We start from the raw sequence: 19,762 nt of genomic DNA, 5'->3' as shown, positions 1-19,762 counted from the left end.
ATTATGCTTGGTTTACAAATATTTCTAAAGCATCAGTTCCTACCTTTGTTTTATCAATTCGCCGCCCTTTAATTTCCGGGGCTTTTATACCTTTTCCCCAAAATTCCTCACTCGTAAATACTCGCGCTTCATCCCACAATCCGGCTTTTATAAACAAATCCAGCGTCTTTGCTCCCCCCTCAATAATTAACGACTGAATATCCATCAGGTAAAGTTGGTAGGAGATAAGCTGAGGTAGGTAATGGTCAAAATCCTCTACTTCAAGATATTTTATCTGATCATGGATTTCCGTCTTCTTGCTGTTAAAGACAATAGTTCCCTGAGATTGATCGAAAAAATGAAGGTTTTCTGGCAGTTCAAGGTTACGATCGATAACTATCCTTCTAGGATTTCTTCCTGGCCATTCTCTTACGTTAAGCTGTGGATTATCAATTAGTGCCGTTTTTTTTCCGACTAAGATTGCATCTTCCTCTGATCGCCACTTATGGGATAATACTTTTGCAAGGGGAGAGCTTATCCATTTTTGTTTGTTGCCTTCCGGAGCAAAGTAATGATCTCTTGTTTGTGCCCATTTTAAAATGATATAAGGGCGTTGTTTTTTTACACGTGTAAAAAATCTCCTGTTAAGGAATTCACATTCTTCTCTTAATACATTTTCAAAGACTTCTATTCCTGCTGCCCGTAACTTTTCAATTCCCCTTCCATTTACGTGTTCAAAGGGGTCGGGACAACCAATAACAACCTTAGGAATTCCATGTCTGATAATTAAATCGGCACAAGGAGGAGTTTTTCCGAAATGAGCGCATGGCTCAAGACTTACAAAAATTGTCGACTCCTTCAGTATATGTTCGCCCTGCTCCCCAACCTTATTCAATACATCCCTAATAGCATTTACCTCAGCATGGTTTTGGCCATACTGCTTGTGGTATCCTTCGCCTATTATTTTATCATTGTGCACTACCACAGAGCCAACCATGGGGTTCGGACTTACGTGTCCTGCTCCAAGTTCAGCCAGCTCTATGCAGCGTTGCATGTATTTCTCTAAATTCACAAATTGTAATTCTTCTAAAACTTAATCGTCTAAAAACGCTTAACAAAAGTGATAAAAAATATAATAGCCTAAGGCTATTTCTGATTACTTTGCCAAACTATGACCATCGCCGAAATTGAAAGTATTTATGTGGATCAGCTTCCACCAATGTATGACAGAGAGGAAGCGAAGAGCATTGCTCAGTTAGCAGTGCAATTCGTATGTAACCAAAGTAAGAGTTACGTAATGCTTCATAAGGGGCATGATTTGACTTTGCAGGAGGAAACCTCTCTGATCCGTATTCTGGACGAGCTTCGATTCGGAAAACCATTGCAATACGTGTTGGGAGAAGCTGATTTCTACGGAATGCGATTCAAAGTGAATGCAAACGTACTGATTCCAAGACCTGAAACTGAAGAGCTGGTTTTCTGGGTATTGGATTGTGTGAAGGAAGGTAAACAGCGAGCCTTAAATATTATCGATCTTGGCACGGGAACTGGCTGTATCCCTATAGCAATAAAGAAAAATCTTCCGGGGGCTGAAGTTTGTGCTTGTGATATATCTCAGGAAGCAGTAGATATAGCTGTTCAAAATGCCGTGCTGAATCAGGCAGAAGTTCATTTTTTTCAGGCTGATATCCTAAAAGAATCATTTACACTGTTGCCTCTTACATTTGATTTTATCATCAGCAATCCTCCTTATATTGCTGAGAACGAGAAAGAGCAGATGCACCGGAATGTATTGGAACATGAACCTCATACCGCTCTGTTCGTTCCGAATGACAACCCCCTTCTTTTTTATAAGCGAATAGCCGACTTTGCTATAAAGCATTTGAACGATAAGGGTCTGTTATTTCTCGAGATCAATGAGGCTTTAGGAAAGGAAACTCAATCGATGCTAAAGGAAAAGGGATTTCATGCGGAAATCCGGACGGACCTGCAGGGAAAAGAGCGCATGATTAAAGCATGGCTAAACTAGTTAGCCGCCTCAACTTTTCTTTTATGTGCAAAGAATATCCGGGACATGGGTGTGATCATAAGGCCGGCTATTGCAAAGGCTATAAAGGCCTTTTGTAAACCAAAGGCATGTGCTATATAGCCGATTAGGGGAGGGCCTAACAACATTCCAACAATCACATAAGTGGTCACAATCGATATAGCCAATCCTGGTGAATATTTCTTAGAGGTCCCGGCCAGAGTGAACGTCATGGGTATAACAGAAGCTGTTCCAAAGCCAACCAGGGAAAAACCTATAAGAGCAGACCAAAAATAGGGAAAGATAATTGCAAGAAGAACTCCCGTGACAATTAGCCCCGAGCTTAATATATAAGTTCTTGGCATCCCTATATTTTCAACTATCCTGTCAGAAACGAACCGGGACAGGGCCATGAATGTCATGAAAATAAGGTATCCTGCAGTAAAAATATCTTCCCCAACAACTTCCTTAAAGTATATCCCGCTCCAGTCGAACATCCCTCCCTCACATACAGCGGAAAAGAAAACGATAACCCCAAGGTAAAGCACAAACGGGTCCGGCTTGCCTATGATTATTTTGTTGCCTTTTTCAGATCTGTCGCCTTTTAAAAGGTAATTTGAAAATATTAAGGTAGTAATAGCTGTAATTGCAGCAACAATGCTAAAATGAATATGCATAGGCACATTAAATTTTAATAGCACGGTAGAGAAAGTTATACCAACTATTCCCCCTGTGCTCCAGAGGGCGTGAAAGGATCCGTTGATCTTCCGGTTAAACATCTTCTGAATAGTAATAGCCTGTGTATTCATCGAGATGTTTAAAATTCTGGTACTGAACGAAAAAAGAGCAACCGAAGCAACAAGAACTACCATTGATGTGGCAAAACCGATAAGGGTAAGAGCGAGAGCATGACCCAGGAATGCTATGGTAAGAGGAACGCGGCTGTCGAACTTTGAAACAAGGTAGCCTGAAATAGGCAAGCCTATAAGGGAGCTAATAGGCATGGCCAATAGCAAAGTCCCTAACTCAGCGTCATTAAGGTGGAAACTCGCTTTAACCGTTGGTATCCTCGATGCCCAGGTTGAGAAGCATACCCCTGCTATAAAAAAAAATATCGTTAAAAATGCTCTGTACCTGCTCTTGTCCATCAAAACGGTTCCAAAAAGATTGGCCGCAAAAGTAGGGCTAATGACAGTGTTTTCAAATGATTTTTATTTCAAATGATATTGAATTTCTTTTTCAAGTGCTATTATTGTAAAAACAAGGCTAATTTATTTCCAATGTTTCAATTTTTGCTTCCGCTGGTGATCTTACTCTTGTTAATGTTCCTGGTTTACTTTGGGGGCAAACTAACCGGAGCTGGAACATTGGCCGGTGGTTTCGTGGCAGTAGGAGTATATACGGGAGCTGGCTATCCTGGCATAATTATGCTTGGAGCTTTCTTCTTACTGGCAACTCTGGCAACGTCGTGGAAAAAAGGGTTTAAAGAGAGGCATGGGTTACGCGAAGGCAATAACGGAAGAAGAGATGCTGGGCAGGTACTCGCAAATGGAGGCGTAGCTGCTTTAATAGGTTACTTCTCTTTGTTTTTTCCTCACCATAGTACCTTTGTGCCCGTTGCTATCGCCGGAGCTTTCTCTGCAGCAACAGCAGACACTCTATCGTCAGAATTAGGGAACGTTTTTGGGCGCAGGTTTATTAATATTCTAACGCTCCGGAAAGATCAGCGTGGATTAGATGGGGTAATAAGTTTCGAAGGTACAATGGCCGGGCTGGCCGGGGCCCTTTTAATCGCCTCTATTTTATATTGCCAAAACCGCCAGTGGTTAATGTTCCTGTCTGTGGCACTTGCGGGTTTAATTGGAAATCTGGCGGACTCTTATCTGGGAGCTACATTGGAAAGAAGGGGAAGTATTGGCAATAATGTTGTTAATCTAATTAATACCTTCATAGGGGCCATCGTTGCTCCGCTGTTCTTCAACTTCTTTTAAAAAGTATTAAACCTTACTACTATTTATATCGTCTTAACAGAAAGACGCACACACTTTATTTACAAATTACGTTATAGAAATCATGAACAAATTGATATTTTCCTGCGGCATTGTCTTGCTAATGGCCGCCTGCGGCATCAATAAACAAGTAGAGCAATTACGGGCTTTTGAAAAATGTAAATACGATCTTATATCTGCTGATAGTGTTTCGATCGCTAATGTTCCAGTAATGAACCTCGTTGGAGAGAAGGGGTTCGATTTCGCAAAAGCTCCGAGACTAGCTCTTGCTCTTCTCCGAAGGGATGTGCCTTTTTCGGCTAAACTTAATTTAAAAGTCACCAACCCTTCTGCAGACCTTGCTGCTATAAATCAATTCGAATATAAGATACTATTTAAAAACCATCAGCTTGCAGAAGGCTTAGTAAATCAGGCTATAGCAGTTGAACCAGGTGGTGGCCAAACCACAGTTCCGATCAAACTTAATTCTAATATCTATTCTTTACTTTCTGATACTAAAGCAGCTCAGGATATTGCTGATTTCGTATCAGCAGGCAAAAATGGAAAAGAGGAGAAAGGAATAATGACTATTAAGATAAAGCCAACCATTGGGTTGGGAGGTAAAAAGATCACCTATCCTGGCTATATCACAATCGACAAAGAGGTAAGTAGTAAAATTTTACTTTAGATGGGTAAAACTTCATTTGGAATTGTATGTTGAAGTTTTAATTTTAGCAACAAATAATTTCAATATGATTAGAAGATCATCTGCCGTTTGGAACGGCTCTGGTAAAGAAGGAAAAGGAACGCTGACTTCAACAAGTGGAGTTTTAAGCAGTACACCTTATTCATTTGCTGCCCGTTTTGAAAGTGAAGACGGTAAAGCAGGAACAAATCCTGAAGAATTAATTGCTGCGGCACATGCAGGATGTTTTACGATGGCTTTAAGCTTTCAACTGTCAGGAGCGGGTTTCGTTCCGGAGGAACTAAAAACCGAGGCTGCTGTGCGTGTTGATCCATCAGAGGGCGGTTTTAGTATCACTGCAATTACCTTAAAACTTGAAGCTAAAGTTCCAGGTATATCCGAAGAGCAGTTTCAGGAATTGGCAAATGCCGCTAAGGCGGGCTGTCCGGTAAGCAAGGCTTTAAGCTCAGTGCCTATTACTCTTGAGGCTACATTAGGTTAACACCAGGTCCAATAATATAAAGCACGGTTTCAAAAAGAAGCCGTGCTTTTTTTATGCCCTTTGCTAATAAGGGATGTCTGGATTTATAATCCATTTAAGCTTTATTCACCCCATAAGGTTATTACCAAATTTCTCTCTCCACCATAGTCCCTGTGTTCACATAAATAAATGCCTTGCCAGGTTCCTAACGCTAGCCTTCCATTAGTAACGGGGATCATCACAGAACAGCCAAGCATTGATGCTTTTAAATGAGCAGGCATATCGTCGGATCCCTCATAATCGTGCAGATAATCAGGATCATTCTCCTTAACCGTCTTGTTAAAAAACATTTCAAAATCTTGTCTTACAGTCGGATCTGCATTCTCATTTATGGTAAGGGAAGCCGAAGTATGTTGAATGAACACTTGGCACATTCCTGCTTTGATGGAATTTAGTCCCGCCAACGCCTGACCAACTTCTGCGGTAATGATATGAAATCCTCGTCGTCTGGCTTTTAATCTTAAAGATTGCTGAATTATTTTCATTCTTCCCTGAATTAAGACGGCTAAGTTAAGGAAGAATCCTGAAGGACCGACCCCCAGCTAGGCAGGCAAAAGATCTTTAAGTTGACGAAGATGTCTTTGAGTGTGAAATGTAATAAAGCTTATCCATTCAAACCTGGTAAATCCCAATACTAGGGATATATCTACTTTGCTTCTAATTTGGGTCGTTCCATGGTATGCTTTAGAGTTATAAAGTAAAATTACTGTAAGCAAGGAGAAGTTTAGGGGTGTTGAAACGATTATATAAAAGGGCGATTGCGACAGTTTTTACATGCTGTTCCCCGAGACAAAATTGGATTTTTGTTTATAGATTTGCGAAACAAAGAAATGATTCATTTAGAAGATATTTATCTGGAAGCCGAGGAGGCAATTCGTAATACTAATTATGTTCACGCTAAGCAGTTGCTAGAATCCATCATTAATGAAGAGCCGGACTATGTTCCTGCCCACAATTCCCTAGGTTGGATCTATCGAACGCAGCTTGACGACTACGAGCGGGCAAAGAATCATTTTTTTAAAGCGCTTAAAACTAACAAATACTATCCTCATCCTTACAGTAATTTAATCATACTGTACACAAACCTGGAAGAATGGTCTAAGATCAGGCCAATTGCAGATCAGGCCCTCCATATACCTCTTGTAGATAAATCTGTTATATACTACCGGCTTGGAATAGCGGAAGAATTTCAATTGAACTATGACGAAGCCATTATGTTCTACAAGAAAGCCATTCAGCGGTGTCTGAATTTCGATACCCTGGAAGATTATAAGAAGGCTATCGAGAGTTGTGAGTACAAACGGAACCTTCAACTATAACCTCCAGGTTCAGTTTTTTTGTTTAATTTTTGAATAGAAACCGGTCCACTGAATATCTGCCGCTTCCAAAAACAAAGACCACAATAGATAATAGCATTAATATAAAAGCCATTGCTTTAGCATCGAAAGGATCTCTTGCGTGGGCTATAAAAAAAGCGATAACCATCGTGATAAAAATTGGAATAACAGATAAGCGGGTGAGCAGACCAATAGCTACAAGAAATCCGCAGATCAGTTCTGCAAAAATGACCAGATTAAAGGAAAGCTTGGAACCAATTCCTATAATATCACCAAACATCGGAAGTATCTGATCATAATTAGAAAATTTCATAAAGCCATACCGGACAAACAAACCTCCGAAGATTAATCTTAGGAGTAGGATTCCGAGGTCAGTGCCAAGAGGATAGGGTTTTAAAAGTCTCATATAAGTATTTATTAGTTTCCTTTCAATAAGTTTTTTACTCCTTGATCTTTACCATGCAAACTACATCCTTACTATTACGATACCATTCTATACAGGGAAACTCCTCCAGTTGAGGATTATCAAGAAGTTTTCTAAAGGTTTCTCCAATAAGGGAAACGTTTTCCATAAAATTTTTGATAGTTTCCGTCCAATAGATTCCCGGTGGGATTGTAAAGCTTTCTAAGCCCCACTTTTCGAACTCATCGCCTTTTTTGTTTTCTACAGCTGCTTTATAAGTAATAGATCCGTTTGTTGCAGGATAAGAAATTCCGAAGAAAGTACGATTGCAATTTACAGGAAGCTGGCTTGTTAGTGAGTTAAAAGCTTGCTGGATTCCGTCAGGAAAGGATTTAGCAGTTACACATACCAATTCCACCGACTCGGTTAGTACTATTTTTTCCATATCATTTTATTGTATGCTGATATCAACACCTAACACCTTCCGCAAAAAAAAGTTCAATTACTCACAATCGCGCATCTGATTGAATGAGTAATTGATATATCTAAATTACTTTTCCGCAAGATCTTTTAACACTTTAAGAGCCTTGTCCCACGAGTCTCCCATCATTTGAACATATTCTTCATTCATCTCGCTTTCTACATAAAGTGTAGTCTCTCCATTTTTTTCTTCAAGCCAGTACGTTTCTCTGAATCCCTTAACGGCTACAGCTTCCTCGCTCTCAAAATCTTCCGTACCTTTATTGAGCACGCCATTATAGCTAAATTCGATTTTTTCATATGGCTTCAAAGTGCTGATTACACCAATTATTCCACTACCGCTCTTATCGAGGAAAGTGATTTTGTCGCCTTCCTTCCATTCGCTCATTGCATATGATCCTTCGCTAAATTCGCTATACCACTGTCTCGTGTATTCGTCTTTAGTTAATACTTCCCAAACTTTTTCTTTGGGAGCCTTAAGATCGAGTGTCTTTTTGATTGATTCTACTGTTTTCATGGCAAATGATAGTTTATATTAAATGTAAAATTCTACCTATTATTCCTCTATACAACTTACCATCCAATTTATACCAAACTTGTCAGTAAACATCCCGAAATATTCACCCCATGTCTCTTTCTGGAATGGAACAGCCATCTGGCCTCCATCTGATAATTCACTGAAGATCCTTTCGGCTTCCTGCTTATTATCAGGATTTATGGAAATGTGAAAATTATTACCGGTTTTCAGATGGTGTCCCATTTCCTGAAGAGCATCGGTGGCCATTAACACACTTTGGCCAATGGGTAATGCTATGTGCATAATTTTATCCAGATGTTCTGCAGATACTCGTGTAGCTTCCGCTGTGTCTCTAAAACGCATTATCATCGAGAATTCTCCTCCAAATACAGATTTGTAAAATTGAAATGCCTCCAGCGTGTTGCCAGGAAAGTTCAAGTAAGGATGGATATTAAGCATATTTTTAGTTAGTTGTTTTCTAAGTTTTTCTTCAATAATTGAAGGCTCTCCTCAATGTCTCCTCCAAGCATTTTGTCGTTAAAAAGATTCATAAAGTTCATTGGATATTTGCTTTCTCCGCTCATTCCCCATGTTACCTTAGTCTGATTTTCGTTGATAGCATCTGTTGTGATTGGAGCGAAGGCGGTTCCTTCAAACGGCTTCTCAAAACGGATTTCCACATTTACTTCTTTACCCTCCTGTATGCTTTTAATTTCCTGTTCTCCTTTACCTGCCTGATCATTGCCTTCCCAGGCGTAAACAAAGCCTACCTCTCCGTCGGTCCCTCTGAACTGCTTTTTCAAGTGCGGGTCAAGCATTACCCATTTGCTGTAGTGATCCTGGTTTTTTAGATGCTTTACATAATTAAAAACCTCGTTGGCCGGCTTGTTTATGGTGATTTCTCTTCTGATGCTAAACTGTTTCCTGATAAAGACTGCTGCGATTAAGGGAAGGGCGATAAGAACAGCCAATGCGATTAGTGCGATTTTAATAACTTTCATGGTTTCTATTGTGAGATGATTGTTTCAATTAAACCGGGAATAGCAAAGTACTACATTTCCAGAAGCTTTCGGAATAGCTTGCAGTAATTTCAGATTCCTCTGTTCTGATCCTTCTGCAAATAGGCGTTTACCGCTCCCCAGCACTACCGGATTAACTATTAACCTGTATTCGTCGATGAGATCATGATGAATAAACTCCTGAATTATACTCCCACCACCAAAAATAACTATGTCTTTTTCGCCCTGATCTTTAATTTTCAGCACTTCTTCTTTTACCAGTTCTCTAACGATCTGGGAGTTGCGCCACTTCGCCGATTCTAGAGATTTTGTGAATACCAGCTTGTTCAGCTTGTTCATCTTATGGGCAATTAAAGGGTTTTCAGACTCGGCAGCAGAAGTTGGCCAATAATCAGCCATCATTTCATAAGCAATTCTTCCCAAAATTATTCTATCAATTCCCTTAAAAAAATCACTCATATAGTTATCCATATCATTATCCCACACATGCCAGTCGATGTTCTTGTTAGGGCCCTCAATAAAACCATCAAGGGAAACCATAACCGATAAAAAAATTTTTCTCATGATGCTACTTTTAATTTAGCCGCTATTCGAGGCACTTACATTCAAATCCGTTTTGCAATACTAATCTCTCAATCTCACACGCAATAACTGTTTCACCTGCAACCCTTAAAATCTTATCGCAATCGTCCAAATCGAAATTGATACTGCAACCAGGAAGGATTTTCGAAAGTGAGGCAACTATTGCCTGTGCCTGGCCATCCTCCTGTACATCTGTTTTGAAAACTTCTACCATCAGCATTTGATATGGGAGCATTAATTGAAGTAAAGATAGTCGGAGATCACAGTCAGGAGTGAGGTGCATCTACGTCTATTTGAGGGGTTGATTGCGACATTGAAAGGCCGTAAATTTGAGATTATGAAGCACATATCTATCCTTGCTTTAGAGGGCGAGACCAGCTTAAGCAATCTCGAGGCTACCTATAAAATGTTTAATATGGTGAACAGTTTTCTCTCGAGTGCAGGGAAACTTCCCTTATTTAAGGTACAATTGGTAGGACTTTCCAAAGAGACCCGGCTAACTAATGGTTTGTTCACTGTTATACCTGAACTCACCATTAAAGATCTTATAAAAACAGATCTTGTCATTATTCCCGCGGTTCACGGTCCCATCAAGCATATACTTAAATTGAATCAGGACTATGTTCCCTGGATCATAAGGCAGTATAAGCAGGGCGCCGAGGTAGCCAGTCTTTGTATCGGTGCTTTTATTCTTGCATCTACTGGCTTACTGGATGGCAAAGAATGTTCAACACATTGGCTTTCCGCTTCAGAGTTCAGGGCCATGTTCCCAGACGTGAAGATGGTTCCGGACAAGATTATTACAGACGAATTTGGACTGTACTCTAGCGGCGGTGCATTCTCATCCATGAACCTGGTGCTTTATCTGATTGAGAAGTATGCTGGACGGGATATGGCTATTATGTGCTCAAAGGTTTTTGAAATTGAAATGGACAGGCATAGCCAATCGCCTTTCATTATATTTAAGGGACAAAAAGAGCATGGGGATGATCTCGTAAGGAAGGCGCAGGAATATATTGAGAAGAATTATCAGGAGCGGATTTCGGTAGATCAAATAGCCGATATGCTAGCCCTTAACCGCCGTAGTCTTGAAAGAAGGTTTAAAAAAGCAACTACTAATACGATTGTAGAATATATGCAATGTGTTAAGATTGAAGCTGCAAAGAAGAGCCTGGAAAGTTCCAGAAGCAATATTAATGAGGTAATGTACCAGGTAGGCTATACCGATACAAAGGCTTTTAGAACAACGTTTAAAAAGACAACCGGACTTTCACCAATAGAATACCGGAACAGGTATAATAGAGGTACGTTCCTTTAGTTTTCATAATATCGTTACAATGCCAGGCTTTGTAATGCATCTATTTCAAAATAGATTAGCCAAATATTCCTGCTTGATCATGAAAAAATTATTTGGTTCCTTAATTCTCCTTTTAGTATCTCTCATAGCTCAAACTCAAACTAAAGATGACAAAACTCGTATCGCGATAGATTACTCTCTTGTTGGCTATAAAGAAAGCTTGGTTCCTGTACCGCTGGTACCAGTGACCATTGTAGTTAAAAGCTCAGGAAATGATGATACTCAACTGTTGCAGGCAGCTATAGATAAAGTGGCTTCTTTGCCTCTTGCGAGTAATGGTTTTCGCGGATGTATTGCTCTTTCGCCAGGCAGATTTTCTATAGCTGGTGCCTTAAATATTTCTGCTGATGGAATAGTGATCAGAGGAGGAAGTCCTGCTAATACAGTTTTGGTTGCCACTGGGATAGGTCGCCGGTCATTAATTAATGTGGCAGGTAAGGTGATGCCAGCAGTCGAAGGACCTCGGGTTAAAATTGATGGAGAAGTGAACGCTGGTGCTGTATCTTTTAAGGTGGAAAATGTAGGTTCGCTTAAAGTTGGTGACCTGGTGCAGATAACGCGGCCCTCTACAAAAGAATGGATTTCAACTCTTGGAATGGATACCCTTAAAGGGGTTTTTCCTGATTTACGTTATAGATGGACACCTGGCTCTAGAGACTTGAAGTGGTACAGGGTTATAAGCGCTGTAAATACAGCCACAGGTGTGATTACCGTTGACGCTCCCATCACTACAGCAATTGAACAAAGGTTTGGTGGAGCTACAGTTGAAAAGGTCTATCCAGGGTCGTTTCTGGAGAATGTTGGTCTGGAAAATTTCACCATAGAAAGTAGTTTTAATAAGCTTAATTTAAAAGATGAGGAACATGCATGGTACGGAATAACCTTGGATAATGTGAGTAACGGCTGGGTTCGGGATATTAAAGGAAAATATCTGGTTTCTTCTCTGGTACATGTCACCGATAAAGGAAGAAAGATCACGATCGAAAATTGTTCAAATCAAAATCCTGTCTCTGAAATTGGAGGGTATAGAAGGAATGCCTTTTGGATAGAGGGGCAGCAGGTGTTAGTGCGAAACTGTAATTCGGATTCTGGTGTCAATGATTTTGCGATAGGTTTTTGTGCTGCTGGTCCCAATGTTTTTTATAATTGCACAGCTACCAATGCACTAGGGGCTAGCGGGTCATTTGAAAGCTGGTCCTCCGGCGTGCTGTATGAGAATGTTGAAATATCTGGTAATGCTTTAAAGGTCTCCTACGACACGAAAAGAGCACAAGAATCAGGTTGGACAGCAGCAAATTCAATTCTATATAATTGTAAAGCTTCAACTCTCGAGGCCGGGGGACATGCAAGTGCTCCAAATTACATCATCAATGCTAAATATCCTCTTTTTGAAGCTCAGTTAACTGCAAGGTTAGGAAAGCAAGCCACTGCTGACTTTTTCAAACCTCAAGCACCAGGGTATAGTGAAGCTTCAGGCGCTGCTCAGGCTTTTAACTATAGTCCCGCTGAGTTAGCAACACCGAAAGGTGTAGTGGAAGCGAACAAGGTGTCGATTATGAATGGCCGATTTGTGATTAGTGATCAAACCTTATGGGGAGGTTCAGTGAATGATGCATGGTGGCTAGGTAAAACGATACCTGCAAGTGCATTGGATGCGGGAGTTAGCATATCACGTTTTGTACCTGGAAAGATTGGAGCTGGGTTAACAGAAGATCTTCCTGTTCTGGCTGAGCGACTAAAGCAGCAAGATATAGATTTCTATCAAAGTGGACCAGCTATTTGGTACGACCGCAGGAGGGACGAGCATTCCATTACTGAACGATTAGATGGGAATGTTTGGGCAGCCTTTTATGAGTTACCCTGGGCACGGAGCGGAGAGGGGAAAGCCTGGGATGGTCTGAGTAAGTTTGATCTTGCCAAGTACAATCCCTGGTACTTTAATCGTATGAAGGAATTTGCCGCTCAGGCAAATCAAAAAGGATTTTTAATGTACCATCACTTCTATAACAATCACAACCTACAGGAGACTGCATCTCATTGGGCAGATTTCCCATGGCGTCCGGCTAATAATATTAATAATACTGGTCTGCCAGAACCTCCTCCTTTAGAGCCTCGTGATAGAGTGCATGTTACGAATAAGTTTTATGACGCATCTAATCCTTTACTAGCAGAGCTTCATCGCAATTATATATTTCATGTTTTGGATGAACTAGGGAGTTCTCCAAATGTCATTTTTGGCTTAAGTTTTCAATATTCTGGTCCTTTATCTTTTCAGAAGTTTTTTCAGCAGACAGTTTTAAAGTGGGAAAAGACGACAGGGAAAAGGGTCCCGCTTGTAATTGCCACTGGCAAGGAAGTGACTGATTCCATACTTTCAGATCCTGAACTATCTAAGCAAATAGCAGTAGTTGACATGCGCTACTGGCACTATTTACCTGACGGTAGCTTGTGGGCGCCTAAAGCCGGGCAGAACCTTGCCTTCCGCGAACTTCATCCTCGTGAATTTGGTGATCCAACCACTCCTCAGCAGATTTACAGGCAAGTGCGGGAATATCACGACAAGTTTCCCGACAAAGCTATAGTAGCCTGGCATGCTGGTGCTGACCAGGTGGCAGCATTAATGGGCGGAGCAGCACAGGTACTTACTCAGAATCCAACCGCAGGACATGGTCAGGGACGAGTGCTTGACAAAACAAGCTTTGATATTTTTGTAAACAAGCATATTAGCTTGGTTTTAATGAAACTGCAGCCCCTTGATCATTTTGTGAGCGATAGTGAGACAACATGGGTACTGAGCGATAGTGATGAAAAAAATCTGATAATTTATTCGTTAACAGGTACTGATATAAACTTTGTTAAGTCCTTAAAACTGTCTAACTACAAAGCTTTATGGTACAATCCCTCAAATGATACTGAGAAAGAAGCTAAGTTCGATAAAGGGAATTTGAAGTCAATTGCTAAGCCTGATGACAAAGACTGGCTTCTGGTTTTGCAGAAGCAGAGGTAGAAGAAGGGAAACATTCCTTTACCCCTGAATGTTCTTATAACGAAACAGCGTTACTATGGAACAAAAAAATCAAGGGAAAATAAGCATTCAGCAGGAGGAAAAACAGGGTGATCAACTTGTTTACGGTCCAATACTCGGAGAACGAGAGTATTTATACTTCAGTGAAGCCAAAGAGTCGTTAGAGAGCCTAACCTGGGAAGATGCGGAACAAATTTGTAATAGAAAACTTCTTCCAGACCCTTCAATACTTACAAAAGCCTGGAGAAGGGATGAAAGTGGCGATTGGCAACCTCACGACGAGCGGGTATTGCTGCTTTTTGACGATAAATAATTAAAATAATATTATGGGAGGCTGGGTTTTTCTATGCCCGGCCTACTACCTCCACCTTCTTGTTCTTTAAGATTAACGTCTCCTAAGCTTCCTGTCACTGTCTACTTATCTATCGAAGTTGCTAAATCACTACAGGTTGTTATTATTAGAAATCTTTCAACATGCCCAGCTTTTAAACCCTTCTCTCTTTATGCATTCAATCATATTTGTACTTTTACTGTCTTAATATGGCCCTACAGAGACCAGCAAAAACTACGGGTACAAAAAAGCCCGTAAAGAGACCCGTTAAGAGCAGAGCGAAGAAAGCTGAGAAGGCGAGCTTTAATTGGAAAATTCCAGTTGCAGCCTTGCTCTTGATTTTACTTTCGCCCTTTTACTACGGCTACATTCTAAAAATATTTACCTCTTCCTTTCGCTGGTTTAAAGACATTGGCGTAAAATCAGGTTACCATTCATACGACGATTTCGGCATACCTATACCCGAGAGTTATAGTATTCACGGCATTGATGTCTCTTATTACCAGGGAAAAATTGACTGGGACAAGGTGAAGGCAATGGAGGAAGATGGAGTTAAGATAAGATTTGCATTCATTAAGGCAACAGAAGGTTTGTTGACTGTCGATCCATACTTCCAGAGAAATTGGCGTGAAGCTCCTAAAGCAGGAATTGTAGTAGGTGCGTATCACTTCTTCCGTCCGTTTAAAGATGGGAAATGGCAGGCTAGGTTCTTTTTGCAGAATGCAAGGGCCGAAAGGGGAGATTTACCTTTGGTTGTAGATGTGGAAACACTAGATGGGCAAACCTCTGAGAAAATGCGAAAGGAGTTAAAGGCATTTATCGATTATGTAGAGACCAAAACTCATACAAAGCCCATCATATACACCAATTTGTCTTTTTACGAGGATTATTTGAAAGAACACTTCGATGGGTATTTCTTTTGGATAGCCAATTATTATCAGAGCAAATTAAGGCTGGGTAAAGGCTCCAACTGGCAGTTCTGGCAGCATTCTGATCGTGCTACCATTAATGGTATTAATCATGATGTTGACATGAATGTGTTTAAAGGTGATAGCCTGGATTTTGAGAAGATCAGGTTAAAGTAGTTTAAATCGTCCTTAGGCACAGTTTCTAAGGTGGTAACTACGCTTTAATCCTGATTTTTCAACCCATTCAAACTCAGGTAGATTTACTTTGTTACAAGGCAAAACGATCTAACTATGCAAAAATCAAATGAACCTCAGAATGTAAATCCTGCTCAGCACCAGGAGAAGCAACCGGGACTGGAGTCTGAGATGACACCAAGACCTGCTTATGAAGGAGAACAGACAGATGTTTTTTCAAAGCTTGCAGGTAAAGTTGCTATTATTACAGGCGGTGACAGTGGAATTGGGAGGGCAGTAGCTGTAGCTTTTGCGCGTCAGGGAGCAAATGTGACAATAGTATACCTGGATGAACATGAAGATGCCAAAGAAACTAAGTGGCAGGTTGAACAGGAAGGGCAGAAATGCCTTCTCATTCCTGGCGATGTTGGTGATGAGCAACATTGTATAAAAATAGTAGAAGATACTGTAGCGGAGTTTGGTCAATTGGATATCCTGGTTAACAATGCCGCTGTTCAATACCCTCAGGACAGTTTGGAGCAGATAAGCGCCGAGCAGCTTGAGAAAACGTTCCGTACCAACATTTTTGCTTACTTCTACATGGCAAAAGCTGCGTTGAAATATTTGCCAAAAGGAGGCGCTATTATTAATACCACTTCGGTAACGGCCTACCGTGGAAGTGCTAACCTGATAGATTATGCTTCTACCAAAGGTGCAATTGTTGGCTTTACGCGCTCTTTAGCGCAATCCCTTGCAGATAAATATATTAGGGTTAATGGCGTGGCACCGGGACCGATCTGGACACCTTTGATCCCATCAACTTTCCCAGAAGATAAGGTAGCACAATTTGGTAGTGAAGTACCTTTGAAAAGACCGGGACAACCAGAGGAAGTTGCACCTTGCTATGTATTCCTGGCATCGAACGACTCCAGTTATATGACGGGGCAAGTGTTGCACCCTAACGGAGGCGAAATAGTAAACGGATAGATAACTTTATAATGGCAGGCTTTAATAGTCTGCCATTTTATAATTATAATTCCCAAACTTCACCTTTTTCCGGAATAACTACATCGTAGCTTTCGGCTTCAAGATCCTTTTTTAGAGCTTCCATGCTTTGGGGCTCTCCGTGTACAAGAAAAACCTTCTTTAATTTTCCCTTATCCTGAGTTTTGACCACATTTAATAGGTCATTATGATCTCCATGGCCACTTAAAACGTCCGTTTGCTTAATCGTTGCATATACTGAAAGCTCCCGGTCTCTTATCGTTACAATAGGATCTCCTCTTAACAGACGATGCCCAAGGGTTCCTTTCGCGCTATAACCGATGAAAAGAATGGTACAATAATAGTTTTGGATGTTATAAAATAAATGGTCCTGTATTCTACCACCTTCCAGCATTCCAGCTGATGAAACGATTATGCACGGTTCATAGTAATTTGATATCTCCCGGCTTTCTTTCAGGTTCTGGATATAGAACAGGTTCTCAAATTCGAACTCATCGCCTTTGTTCTGATAAAACTCTTTTGCATCTTCACTAACATACTGATGATGCTTACGATAAACATCTGTTGCAAAGTTTGCAAGTGGACTGTCAACAAAAGTTTTCACTGGAGGAAGTTTTCCAGACGAAAAGATCTTGTTCAGAGAGAACACCAGGGATTGCGTTCTGCCAATACTAAATGCAGGGATAATGAGACGACCCGGAGTCTTAATACAGGTCTCGTAGATCACTTCCGTCAAAACCTCCTCTACACTCTTGCCCTTTGTATGAAACCTTCCGCCATAGGTCGATTCGCACACGAGAAAGTCGATCGGAGGCAGAGTTTGAGGTTCAACAAGAACAGGGTAGTCCTTCCTTCCGATATCCCCTGTAAAAGCAATTTTCTTTTCGATACCCTGCTCATTAATAGTCAGTATAACTATAGCTGCACCCAGTAAGTGCCCGGCCGGGATAAATTCCAGGGATATATCTCCATTTAAACGAAAAGGTTTATGAAAGCCAATGGTAACAAAACGTTCCATTGTATCCATCACGTGTTTTTGGAGGTACAGCGCTTTGGGTCCCGACGAACGCTTTTTCTTTTTTCGGGCATGTCTCTGTTCCTTACCGATGAACAGGTTCACCGAATCTAACAAAAGTATTTCGGCAAGGTCTGCAGTGGGAGGGGTGCTTAAGATCTGGCCGTCAAAGCCGTTTCTTATAAGCGTAGGTATATTTCCCGAATGATCAATGTGCGCATGGGTCAGGATTACTACATCGATGGACGCAGGGTTAAAGGGGAAAAGTTCGTTTTCTTCCAGCCAGGTGCCCTTCTCGTAATCAAGGCCACAATCAATAAGTATCTTATAGTTATTTATTTCGAGAAGGTGCATGCTTCCAGTCACCTGTTGTGCTGCACCCCATATAGTTAACTTCATTAAATGCTTTTTAAGGTAATAATCTACGCTCTAGAATAACAATCAGTTATGAACGCTTTGTTCTGCTAATTGTAAATCTAAAAATGTAATTCTTAAATCAGCTATGCTTCGAACTGAAGCTGACTCAAATAGCGATATAAACCTTCTTCGTTCTGAATAAGTTCTTCATGTGTTCCACTTTCGGCAACAACACCCTTTTCAAGCACCACTATTTTATCGGCTTCACGAATTGTTGAAAGGCGATGAGCGATGATGATTGAAGTTCGATTTTTCATTAGTACTTCCAACGCTTCCTGAACCAATCTCTCTGATTCAGAATCAAGGGACGAGGTTGCTTCATCAAGTATCAAAATCGCCGGGTCTTTCAGCAAGGCCCTTGCAATAGCAACTCGTTGCCGCTGACCACCTGAGAGCTTAATTCCCCGCTCTCCAACAATTGTATCATACCCCTCGGGAAGACTCTGGATAAAGTTGTGGGCATTTGCTTGTTTTGCCGCTGCTAGGATCTCCTCATCACTTGCATTTAATTTTCCATAAGCAATGTTTTCACGAATTGTCCCGCCAAATAGGAGGACATCTTGGGGAACAATTGCAACCTGATTCCGAATATCGGTTAATGCGTAGCTTTCAGATGTTAGACCATCAAAAAGGATTTCCCCTTTCTGTGGATTGTAAAAGCGAAGGATAAGGGATGCAATGGTTGATTTTCCTGCACCACTTGGTCCAACAATGGCAACCTTTTCCCCTGCATTAGCTTTGAACGACAAGCCCTTTAGTACAGCAACTTCCTTCCGGGATGGGTAGGAGAAGAAGACGTCTTTAAACTCCAGGCAGCCCTTGATAACCTGCTTTGTTTTGTTTTCTTCAGCATTAGTAGATATAGGCTCGCTTTTCTCCTGCAAGATTTCTATCACTCTTTCAGTTGAACCTATCGCCTTTTGAAGATTTGCGAATAAATCAGGGAAAGTTCCCATTGCTGCCCCAACTACAGCAGAATATAGGATATAAGTGCTAAGAAGGCCTACCGTTAGTTCCTTATTGGCAACTAGAATAGCACCATACCATACTACTCCAACAACAGTTCCGAAAAGGCAAAATACAATAAACGAAGCAAAGCCTCCCCTTAAGGTTGCGCCTCTTAATGCAATAAGAACCACATCCCTTAAGCTGCTATCATATCTTTTGGTTTCATATGCTTCATTAGCAAAAGCTTTAACGTTTGAGATCCCTTGAAGTGTTTCTTGAACAATAGTATTGGATTCGGCTAATTTATCTTGCGCTTCACGAGATACAGCCCTGATTTTCTTTCCAAACAATACTGCACATATAACCACAAGTGGTAGGATTGCTAAACTGAAAAGAGTTAGGTGTCGCGATACAAAAATCAATATAGAAACGCCTCCTATGAGCATCACTGTTTGTCGGATGATTTCAGCTAAAGAAGTGGTAAGGGTATCCTGGATCTGAGAAAGATCCGCCGATAAGCGGCTATTCAATTCCCCAACTCTTCTATTTGCGAAAAAATCCATCGGAAGAGTTATAAGTTTGAAATAAGTATCTTTTCTTATATCTGCGATTGTCTTTTCTGCCACTTCAACAAAAAAGCGGACCCTTACAAATGAAACGATCGATTGGATGAATAGGATACCAAAAGCCGCAAATCCTAAAGCATTTATACTAGGGTTTATAAAAGGTAATTTATGCTTGCCTTGAGCGGCGTCAACTAAGGCTCCTAAAATTGCAGGGAATGCTAGAAATGTTAAACTTGAAACAAATAGGCAAAACAGTCCTATGAAGAATTTCCAGCGATACGGCTTCATGTATTGAAGTAATCCTTCCGCTCTCTTAATGCTCTCTTTATTTAATTTAGCCTTTGGAAGTTCTTCTTCTGGTTTAGTTCCACTATTAAATCTGTTACGGGCCATCTCGTCTCCTGATATAAAAAAAGCGCTTTCTCGAGCGCGGACAAAAATAGGTTTTATTTATAGCAT

The 19,762-nt window shown here is 40.8% G+C and carries 22 protein-coding genes; 10 read left to right on the top strand and 12 right to left on the bottom strand.

Going from position 1 to position 19,762, the window contains the following annotated elements:
• Position 1: 1 nt before the first annotated feature.
• Positions 2 to 1,033 carry a bifunctional diaminohydroxyphosphoribosylaminopyrimidine deaminase/5-amino-6-(5-phosphoribosylamino)uracil reductase RibD gene (gene ribD / locus J4N25_RS04320; RefSeq protein WP_207421621.1) on the bottom strand — a complete coding sequence of 344 codons (1,032 nt, stop codon included), beginning with the start codon at positions 1,031 to 1,033 and terminating at the stop codon, positions 2 to 4.
• A gap of 117 nt (positions 1,034 to 1,150) precedes the next feature.
• On the opposite strand from ribD, the gene prmC reads away from it, so the two are divergent.
• On the top strand, positions 1,151 to 2,008 hold the full coding sequence (gene prmC / locus J4N25_RS04315; RefSeq protein ID WP_207420914.1) for a peptide chain release factor N(5)-glutamine methyltransferase: 858 nt from the start codon (positions 1,151 to 1,153) through the stop codon (positions 2,006 to 2,008).
• Here the strand turns inward: prmC and J4N25_RS04310 are convergent.
• A complete protein-coding gene (locus J4N25_RS04310) occupies positions 2,005 to 3,153 on the bottom strand; it encodes an MFS transporter (protein ID WP_207420913.1) in 1,149 nt (382 codons plus the stop codon). The genes prmC and J4N25_RS04310 overlap by 4 nt on opposite strands.
• Positions 3,154 to 3,285: 132 nt before the next feature.
• Here J4N25_RS04310 and J4N25_RS04305 point away from each other — a divergent pair, with 132 nt between their 5' ends.
• From J4N25_RS04305 to J4N25_RS04295, 3 genes are all read left to right on the top strand, one after another.
• Complete coding sequence (locus J4N25_RS04305) at positions 3,286 to 3,996, top strand: DUF92 domain-containing protein (RefSeq protein WP_207420912.1); 711 nt, start codon at positions 3,286 to 3,288, stop codon at positions 3,994 to 3,996.
• Between the two features lie 82 nt (positions 3,997 to 4,078).
• A complete protein-coding gene (locus tag J4N25_RS04300; RefSeq protein WP_207420911.1) occupies positions 4,079 to 4,681 on the top strand; it encodes an LEA/WHy family protein in 603 nt (200 codons plus the stop codon).
• Positions 4,682 to 4,745: 64 nt separating this feature from the next.
• Positions 4,746 to 5,180 carry an OsmC family protein gene (locus J4N25_RS04295; protein ID WP_207420910.1) on the top strand — a complete coding sequence of 145 codons (435 nt, stop codon included), beginning with the start codon at positions 4,746 to 4,748 and terminating at the stop codon, positions 5,178 to 5,180.
• Between the two features lie 101 nt (positions 5,181 to 5,281).
• Here the strand turns inward: J4N25_RS04295 and J4N25_RS04290 are convergent, their stop codons facing one another.
• Positions 5,282 to 5,704 carry a secondary thiamine-phosphate synthase enzyme YjbQ gene (locus J4N25_RS04290; protein WP_207420909.1) on the bottom strand — a complete coding sequence of 141 codons (423 nt, stop codon included), beginning with the start codon at positions 5,702 to 5,704 and terminating at the stop codon, positions 5,282 to 5,284.
• 345 nt (positions 5,705 to 6,049) lie between these two features.
• On the opposite strand from J4N25_RS04290, the gene J4N25_RS04285 reads away from it, so the two are divergent.
• On the top strand, positions 6,050 to 6,538 hold the full coding sequence (locus J4N25_RS04285) for a tetratricopeptide repeat protein (RefSeq protein ID WP_207420908.1): 489 nt from the start codon (positions 6,050 to 6,052) through the stop codon (positions 6,536 to 6,538).
• Between the two features lie 22 nt (positions 6,539 to 6,560).
• Here the strand turns inward: J4N25_RS04285 and J4N25_RS04280 are convergent, their stop codons facing one another.
• The 7 genes from J4N25_RS04280 to J4N25_RS04250 all read right to left on the bottom strand — a co-directional run bounded on the left by J4N25_RS04280 (position 6,561) and on the right by J4N25_RS04250 (position 9,840).
• Positions 6,561 to 6,962 carry a DoxX family protein gene (locus tag J4N25_RS04280; RefSeq protein WP_207420907.1) on the bottom strand — a complete coding sequence of 134 codons (402 nt, stop codon included), beginning with the start codon at positions 6,960 to 6,962 and terminating at the stop codon, positions 6,561 to 6,563.
• A gap of 34 nt (positions 6,963 to 6,996) precedes the next feature.
• Positions 6,997 to 7,404: a hypothetical protein gene (locus tag J4N25_RS04275; RefSeq protein WP_207420906.1), complete on the bottom strand. Its 408-nt coding sequence runs from the start codon at positions 7,402 to 7,404 to the stop codon at positions 6,997 to 6,999.
• A 105-nt stretch (positions 7,405 to 7,509) separates the two neighbouring features.
• A complete protein-coding gene (locus J4N25_RS04270) occupies positions 7,510 to 7,956 on the bottom strand; it encodes an SRPBCC family protein (protein WP_207420905.1) in 447 nt (148 codons plus the stop codon).
• A gap of 39 nt (positions 7,957 to 7,995) precedes the next feature.
• The gene (locus tag J4N25_RS04265) at positions 7,996 to 8,415 is read right to left on the bottom strand and encodes a VOC family protein (RefSeq protein ID WP_207420904.1); all 420 of its coding nucleotides are present in this window, start codon (positions 8,413 to 8,415) and stop codon (positions 7,996 to 7,998) included.
• A gap of 8 nt (positions 8,416 to 8,423) precedes the next feature.
• Positions 8,424 to 8,957, bottom strand: a complete 534-nt coding sequence (locus J4N25_RS04260) for an SRPBCC family protein (RefSeq protein WP_207420903.1) — start codon at positions 8,955 to 8,957, stop codon at positions 8,424 to 8,426.
• 24 nt (positions 8,958 to 8,981) lie between these two features.
• Positions 8,982 to 9,539: a dihydrofolate reductase family protein gene (locus tag J4N25_RS04255; protein ID WP_207420902.1), complete on the bottom strand. Its 558-nt coding sequence runs from the start codon at positions 9,537 to 9,539 to the stop codon at positions 8,982 to 8,984.
• A gap of 22 nt (positions 9,540 to 9,561) precedes the next feature.
• Positions 9,562 to 9,840 carry a hypothetical protein gene (locus tag J4N25_RS04250; RefSeq protein ID WP_207420901.1) on the bottom strand — a complete coding sequence of 93 codons (279 nt, stop codon included), beginning with the start codon at positions 9,838 to 9,840 and terminating at the stop codon, positions 9,562 to 9,564.
• 54 nt (positions 9,841 to 9,894) lie between these two features.
• Here J4N25_RS04250 and J4N25_RS04245 point away from each other — a divergent pair, with 54 nt between their 5' ends.
• The 5 genes from J4N25_RS04245 (at position 9,895) to J4N25_RS04225 (ending at position 16,339) form a co-directional block, all read left to right on the top strand.
• A complete protein-coding gene (locus tag J4N25_RS04245) occupies positions 9,895 to 10,875 on the top strand; it encodes a GlxA family transcriptional regulator (RefSeq protein WP_207420900.1) in 981 nt (326 codons plus the stop codon).
• Positions 10,876 to 10,954: 79 nt separating this feature from the next.
• Positions 10,955 to 13,921, top strand: a complete 2,967-nt coding sequence (locus tag J4N25_RS04240) for a DUF6298 domain-containing protein (protein WP_207420899.1) — start codon at positions 10,955 to 10,957, stop codon at positions 13,919 to 13,921.
• Between the two features lie 55 nt (positions 13,922 to 13,976).
• Complete coding sequence (locus J4N25_RS04235) at positions 13,977 to 14,252, top strand: hypothetical protein (protein ID WP_207420898.1); 276 nt, start codon at positions 13,977 to 13,979, stop codon at positions 14,250 to 14,252.
• A 227-nt stretch (positions 14,253 to 14,479) separates the two neighbouring features.
• Positions 14,480 to 15,355 carry a glycoside hydrolase family 25 protein gene (locus J4N25_RS04230; RefSeq protein WP_207420897.1) on the top strand — a complete coding sequence of 292 codons (876 nt, stop codon included), beginning with the start codon at positions 14,480 to 14,482 and terminating at the stop codon, positions 15,353 to 15,355.
• A gap of 114 nt (positions 15,356 to 15,469) precedes the next feature.
• Positions 15,470 to 16,339 carry an SDR family oxidoreductase gene (locus J4N25_RS04225; protein WP_207420896.1) on the top strand — a complete coding sequence of 290 codons (870 nt, stop codon included), beginning with the start codon at positions 15,470 to 15,472 and terminating at the stop codon, positions 16,337 to 16,339.
• A gap of 43 nt (positions 16,340 to 16,382) precedes the next feature.
• On the opposite strand, the gene J4N25_RS04220 is transcribed toward J4N25_RS04225, so the two are convergent.
• Both J4N25_RS04220 and J4N25_RS04215 read right to left on the bottom strand, forming a co-directional pair.
• On the bottom strand, positions 16,383 to 17,771 hold the full coding sequence (locus J4N25_RS04220) for an MBL fold metallo-hydrolase RNA specificity domain-containing protein (protein WP_207420895.1): 1,389 nt from the start codon (positions 17,769 to 17,771) through the stop codon (positions 16,383 to 16,385).
• A gap of 101 nt (positions 17,772 to 17,872) precedes the next feature.
• Positions 17,873 to 19,696 carry an ABC transporter ATP-binding protein gene (locus J4N25_RS04215; protein WP_207420894.1) on the bottom strand — a complete coding sequence of 608 codons (1,824 nt, stop codon included), beginning with the start codon at positions 19,694 to 19,696 and terminating at the stop codon, positions 17,873 to 17,875.
• Positions 19,697 to 19,762: the final 66 nt, after the last annotated feature.

The sequence above is a fragment of the Desertivirga brevis genome (assembly GCF_017355835.1).
The sequence above is the reverse complement of the archived record's forward strand: the minus strand, read 5'-3'. Positions and strand labels throughout refer to the sequence as shown.

Coding starts and splice junctions, on each gene's coding strand:
- ribD (WP_207421621.1), bottom strand. CDS start 1,033: ATGCAACGCTGCATAGAGCTGGCTGAACTTGGAGCAGGACACGTAAGT.
- J4N25_RS04275 (WP_207420906.1), bottom strand. CDS start 7,404: ATGGAAAAAATAGTACTAACCGAGTCGGTGGAATTGGTATGTGTAACT.
- J4N25_RS04235 (WP_207420898.1), top strand. CDS start 13,977: ATGGAACAAAAAAATCAAGGGAAAATAAGCATTCAGCAGGAGGAAAAA.
- J4N25_RS04255 (WP_207420902.1), bottom strand. CDS start 9,539: ATGAGAAAAATTTTTTTATCGGTTATGGTTTCCCTTGATGGTTTTATT.
- J4N25_RS04310 (WP_207420913.1), bottom strand. CDS start 3,153: ATGGACAAGAGCAGGTACAGAGCATTTTTAACGATATTTTTTTTTATA.
- J4N25_RS04280 (WP_207420907.1), bottom strand. CDS start 6,962: ATGAGACTTTTAAAACCCTATCCTCTTGGCACTGACCTCGGAATCCTA.
- J4N25_RS04260 (WP_207420903.1), bottom strand. CDS start 8,957: ATGAAAGTTATTAAAATCGCACTAATCGCATTGGCTGTTCTTATCGCC.
- prmC (WP_207420914.1), top strand. CDS start 1,151: ATGACCATCGCCGAAATTGAAAGTATTTATGTGGATCAGCTTCCACCA.
- J4N25_RS04220 (WP_207420895.1), bottom strand. CDS start 17,771: ATGAAGTTAACTATATGGGGTGCAGCACAACAGGTGACTGGAAGCATG.
- J4N25_RS04300 (WP_207420911.1), top strand. CDS start 4,079: ATGAACAAATTGATATTTTCCTGCGGCATTGTCTTGCTAATGGCCGCC.
- J4N25_RS04245 (WP_207420900.1), top strand. CDS start 9,895: ATGAAGCACATATCTATCCTTGCTTTAGAGGGCGAGACCAGCTTAAGC.
- J4N25_RS04295 (WP_207420910.1), top strand. CDS start 4,746: ATGATTAGAAGATCATCTGCCGTTTGGAACGGCTCTGGTAAAGAAGGA.
- J4N25_RS04225 (WP_207420896.1), top strand. CDS start 15,470: ATGCAAAAATCAAATGAACCTCAGAATGTAAATCCTGCTCAGCACCAG.
- J4N25_RS04250 (WP_207420901.1), bottom strand. CDS start 9,840: ATGCACCTCACTCCTGACTGTGATCTCCGACTATCTTTACTTCAATTA.
- J4N25_RS04285 (WP_207420908.1), top strand. CDS start 6,050: ATGATTCATTTAGAAGATATTTATCTGGAAGCCGAGGAGGCAATTCGT.
- J4N25_RS04305 (WP_207420912.1), top strand. CDS start 3,286: ATGTTTCAATTTTTGCTTCCGCTGGTGATCTTACTCTTGTTAATGTTC.
- J4N25_RS04215 (WP_207420894.1), bottom strand. CDS start 19,696: ATGGCCCGTAACAGATTTAATAGTGGAACTAAACCAGAAGAAGAACTT.
- J4N25_RS04270 (WP_207420905.1), bottom strand. CDS start 7,956: ATGAAAACAGTAGAATCAATCAAAAAGACACTCGATCTTAAGGCTCCC.
- J4N25_RS04265 (WP_207420904.1), bottom strand. CDS start 8,415: ATGCTTAATATCCATCCTTACTTGAACTTTCCTGGCAACACGCTGGAG.
- J4N25_RS04290 (WP_207420909.1), bottom strand. CDS start 5,704: ATGAAAATAATTCAGCAATCTTTAAGATTAAAAGCCAGACGACGAGGA.
- J4N25_RS04240 (WP_207420899.1), top strand. CDS start 10,955: ATGAAAAAATTATTTGGTTCCTTAATTCTCCTTTTAGTATCTCTCATA.
- J4N25_RS04230 (WP_207420897.1), top strand. CDS start 14,480: ATGGCCCTACAGAGACCAGCAAAAACTACGGGTACAAAAAAGCCCGTA.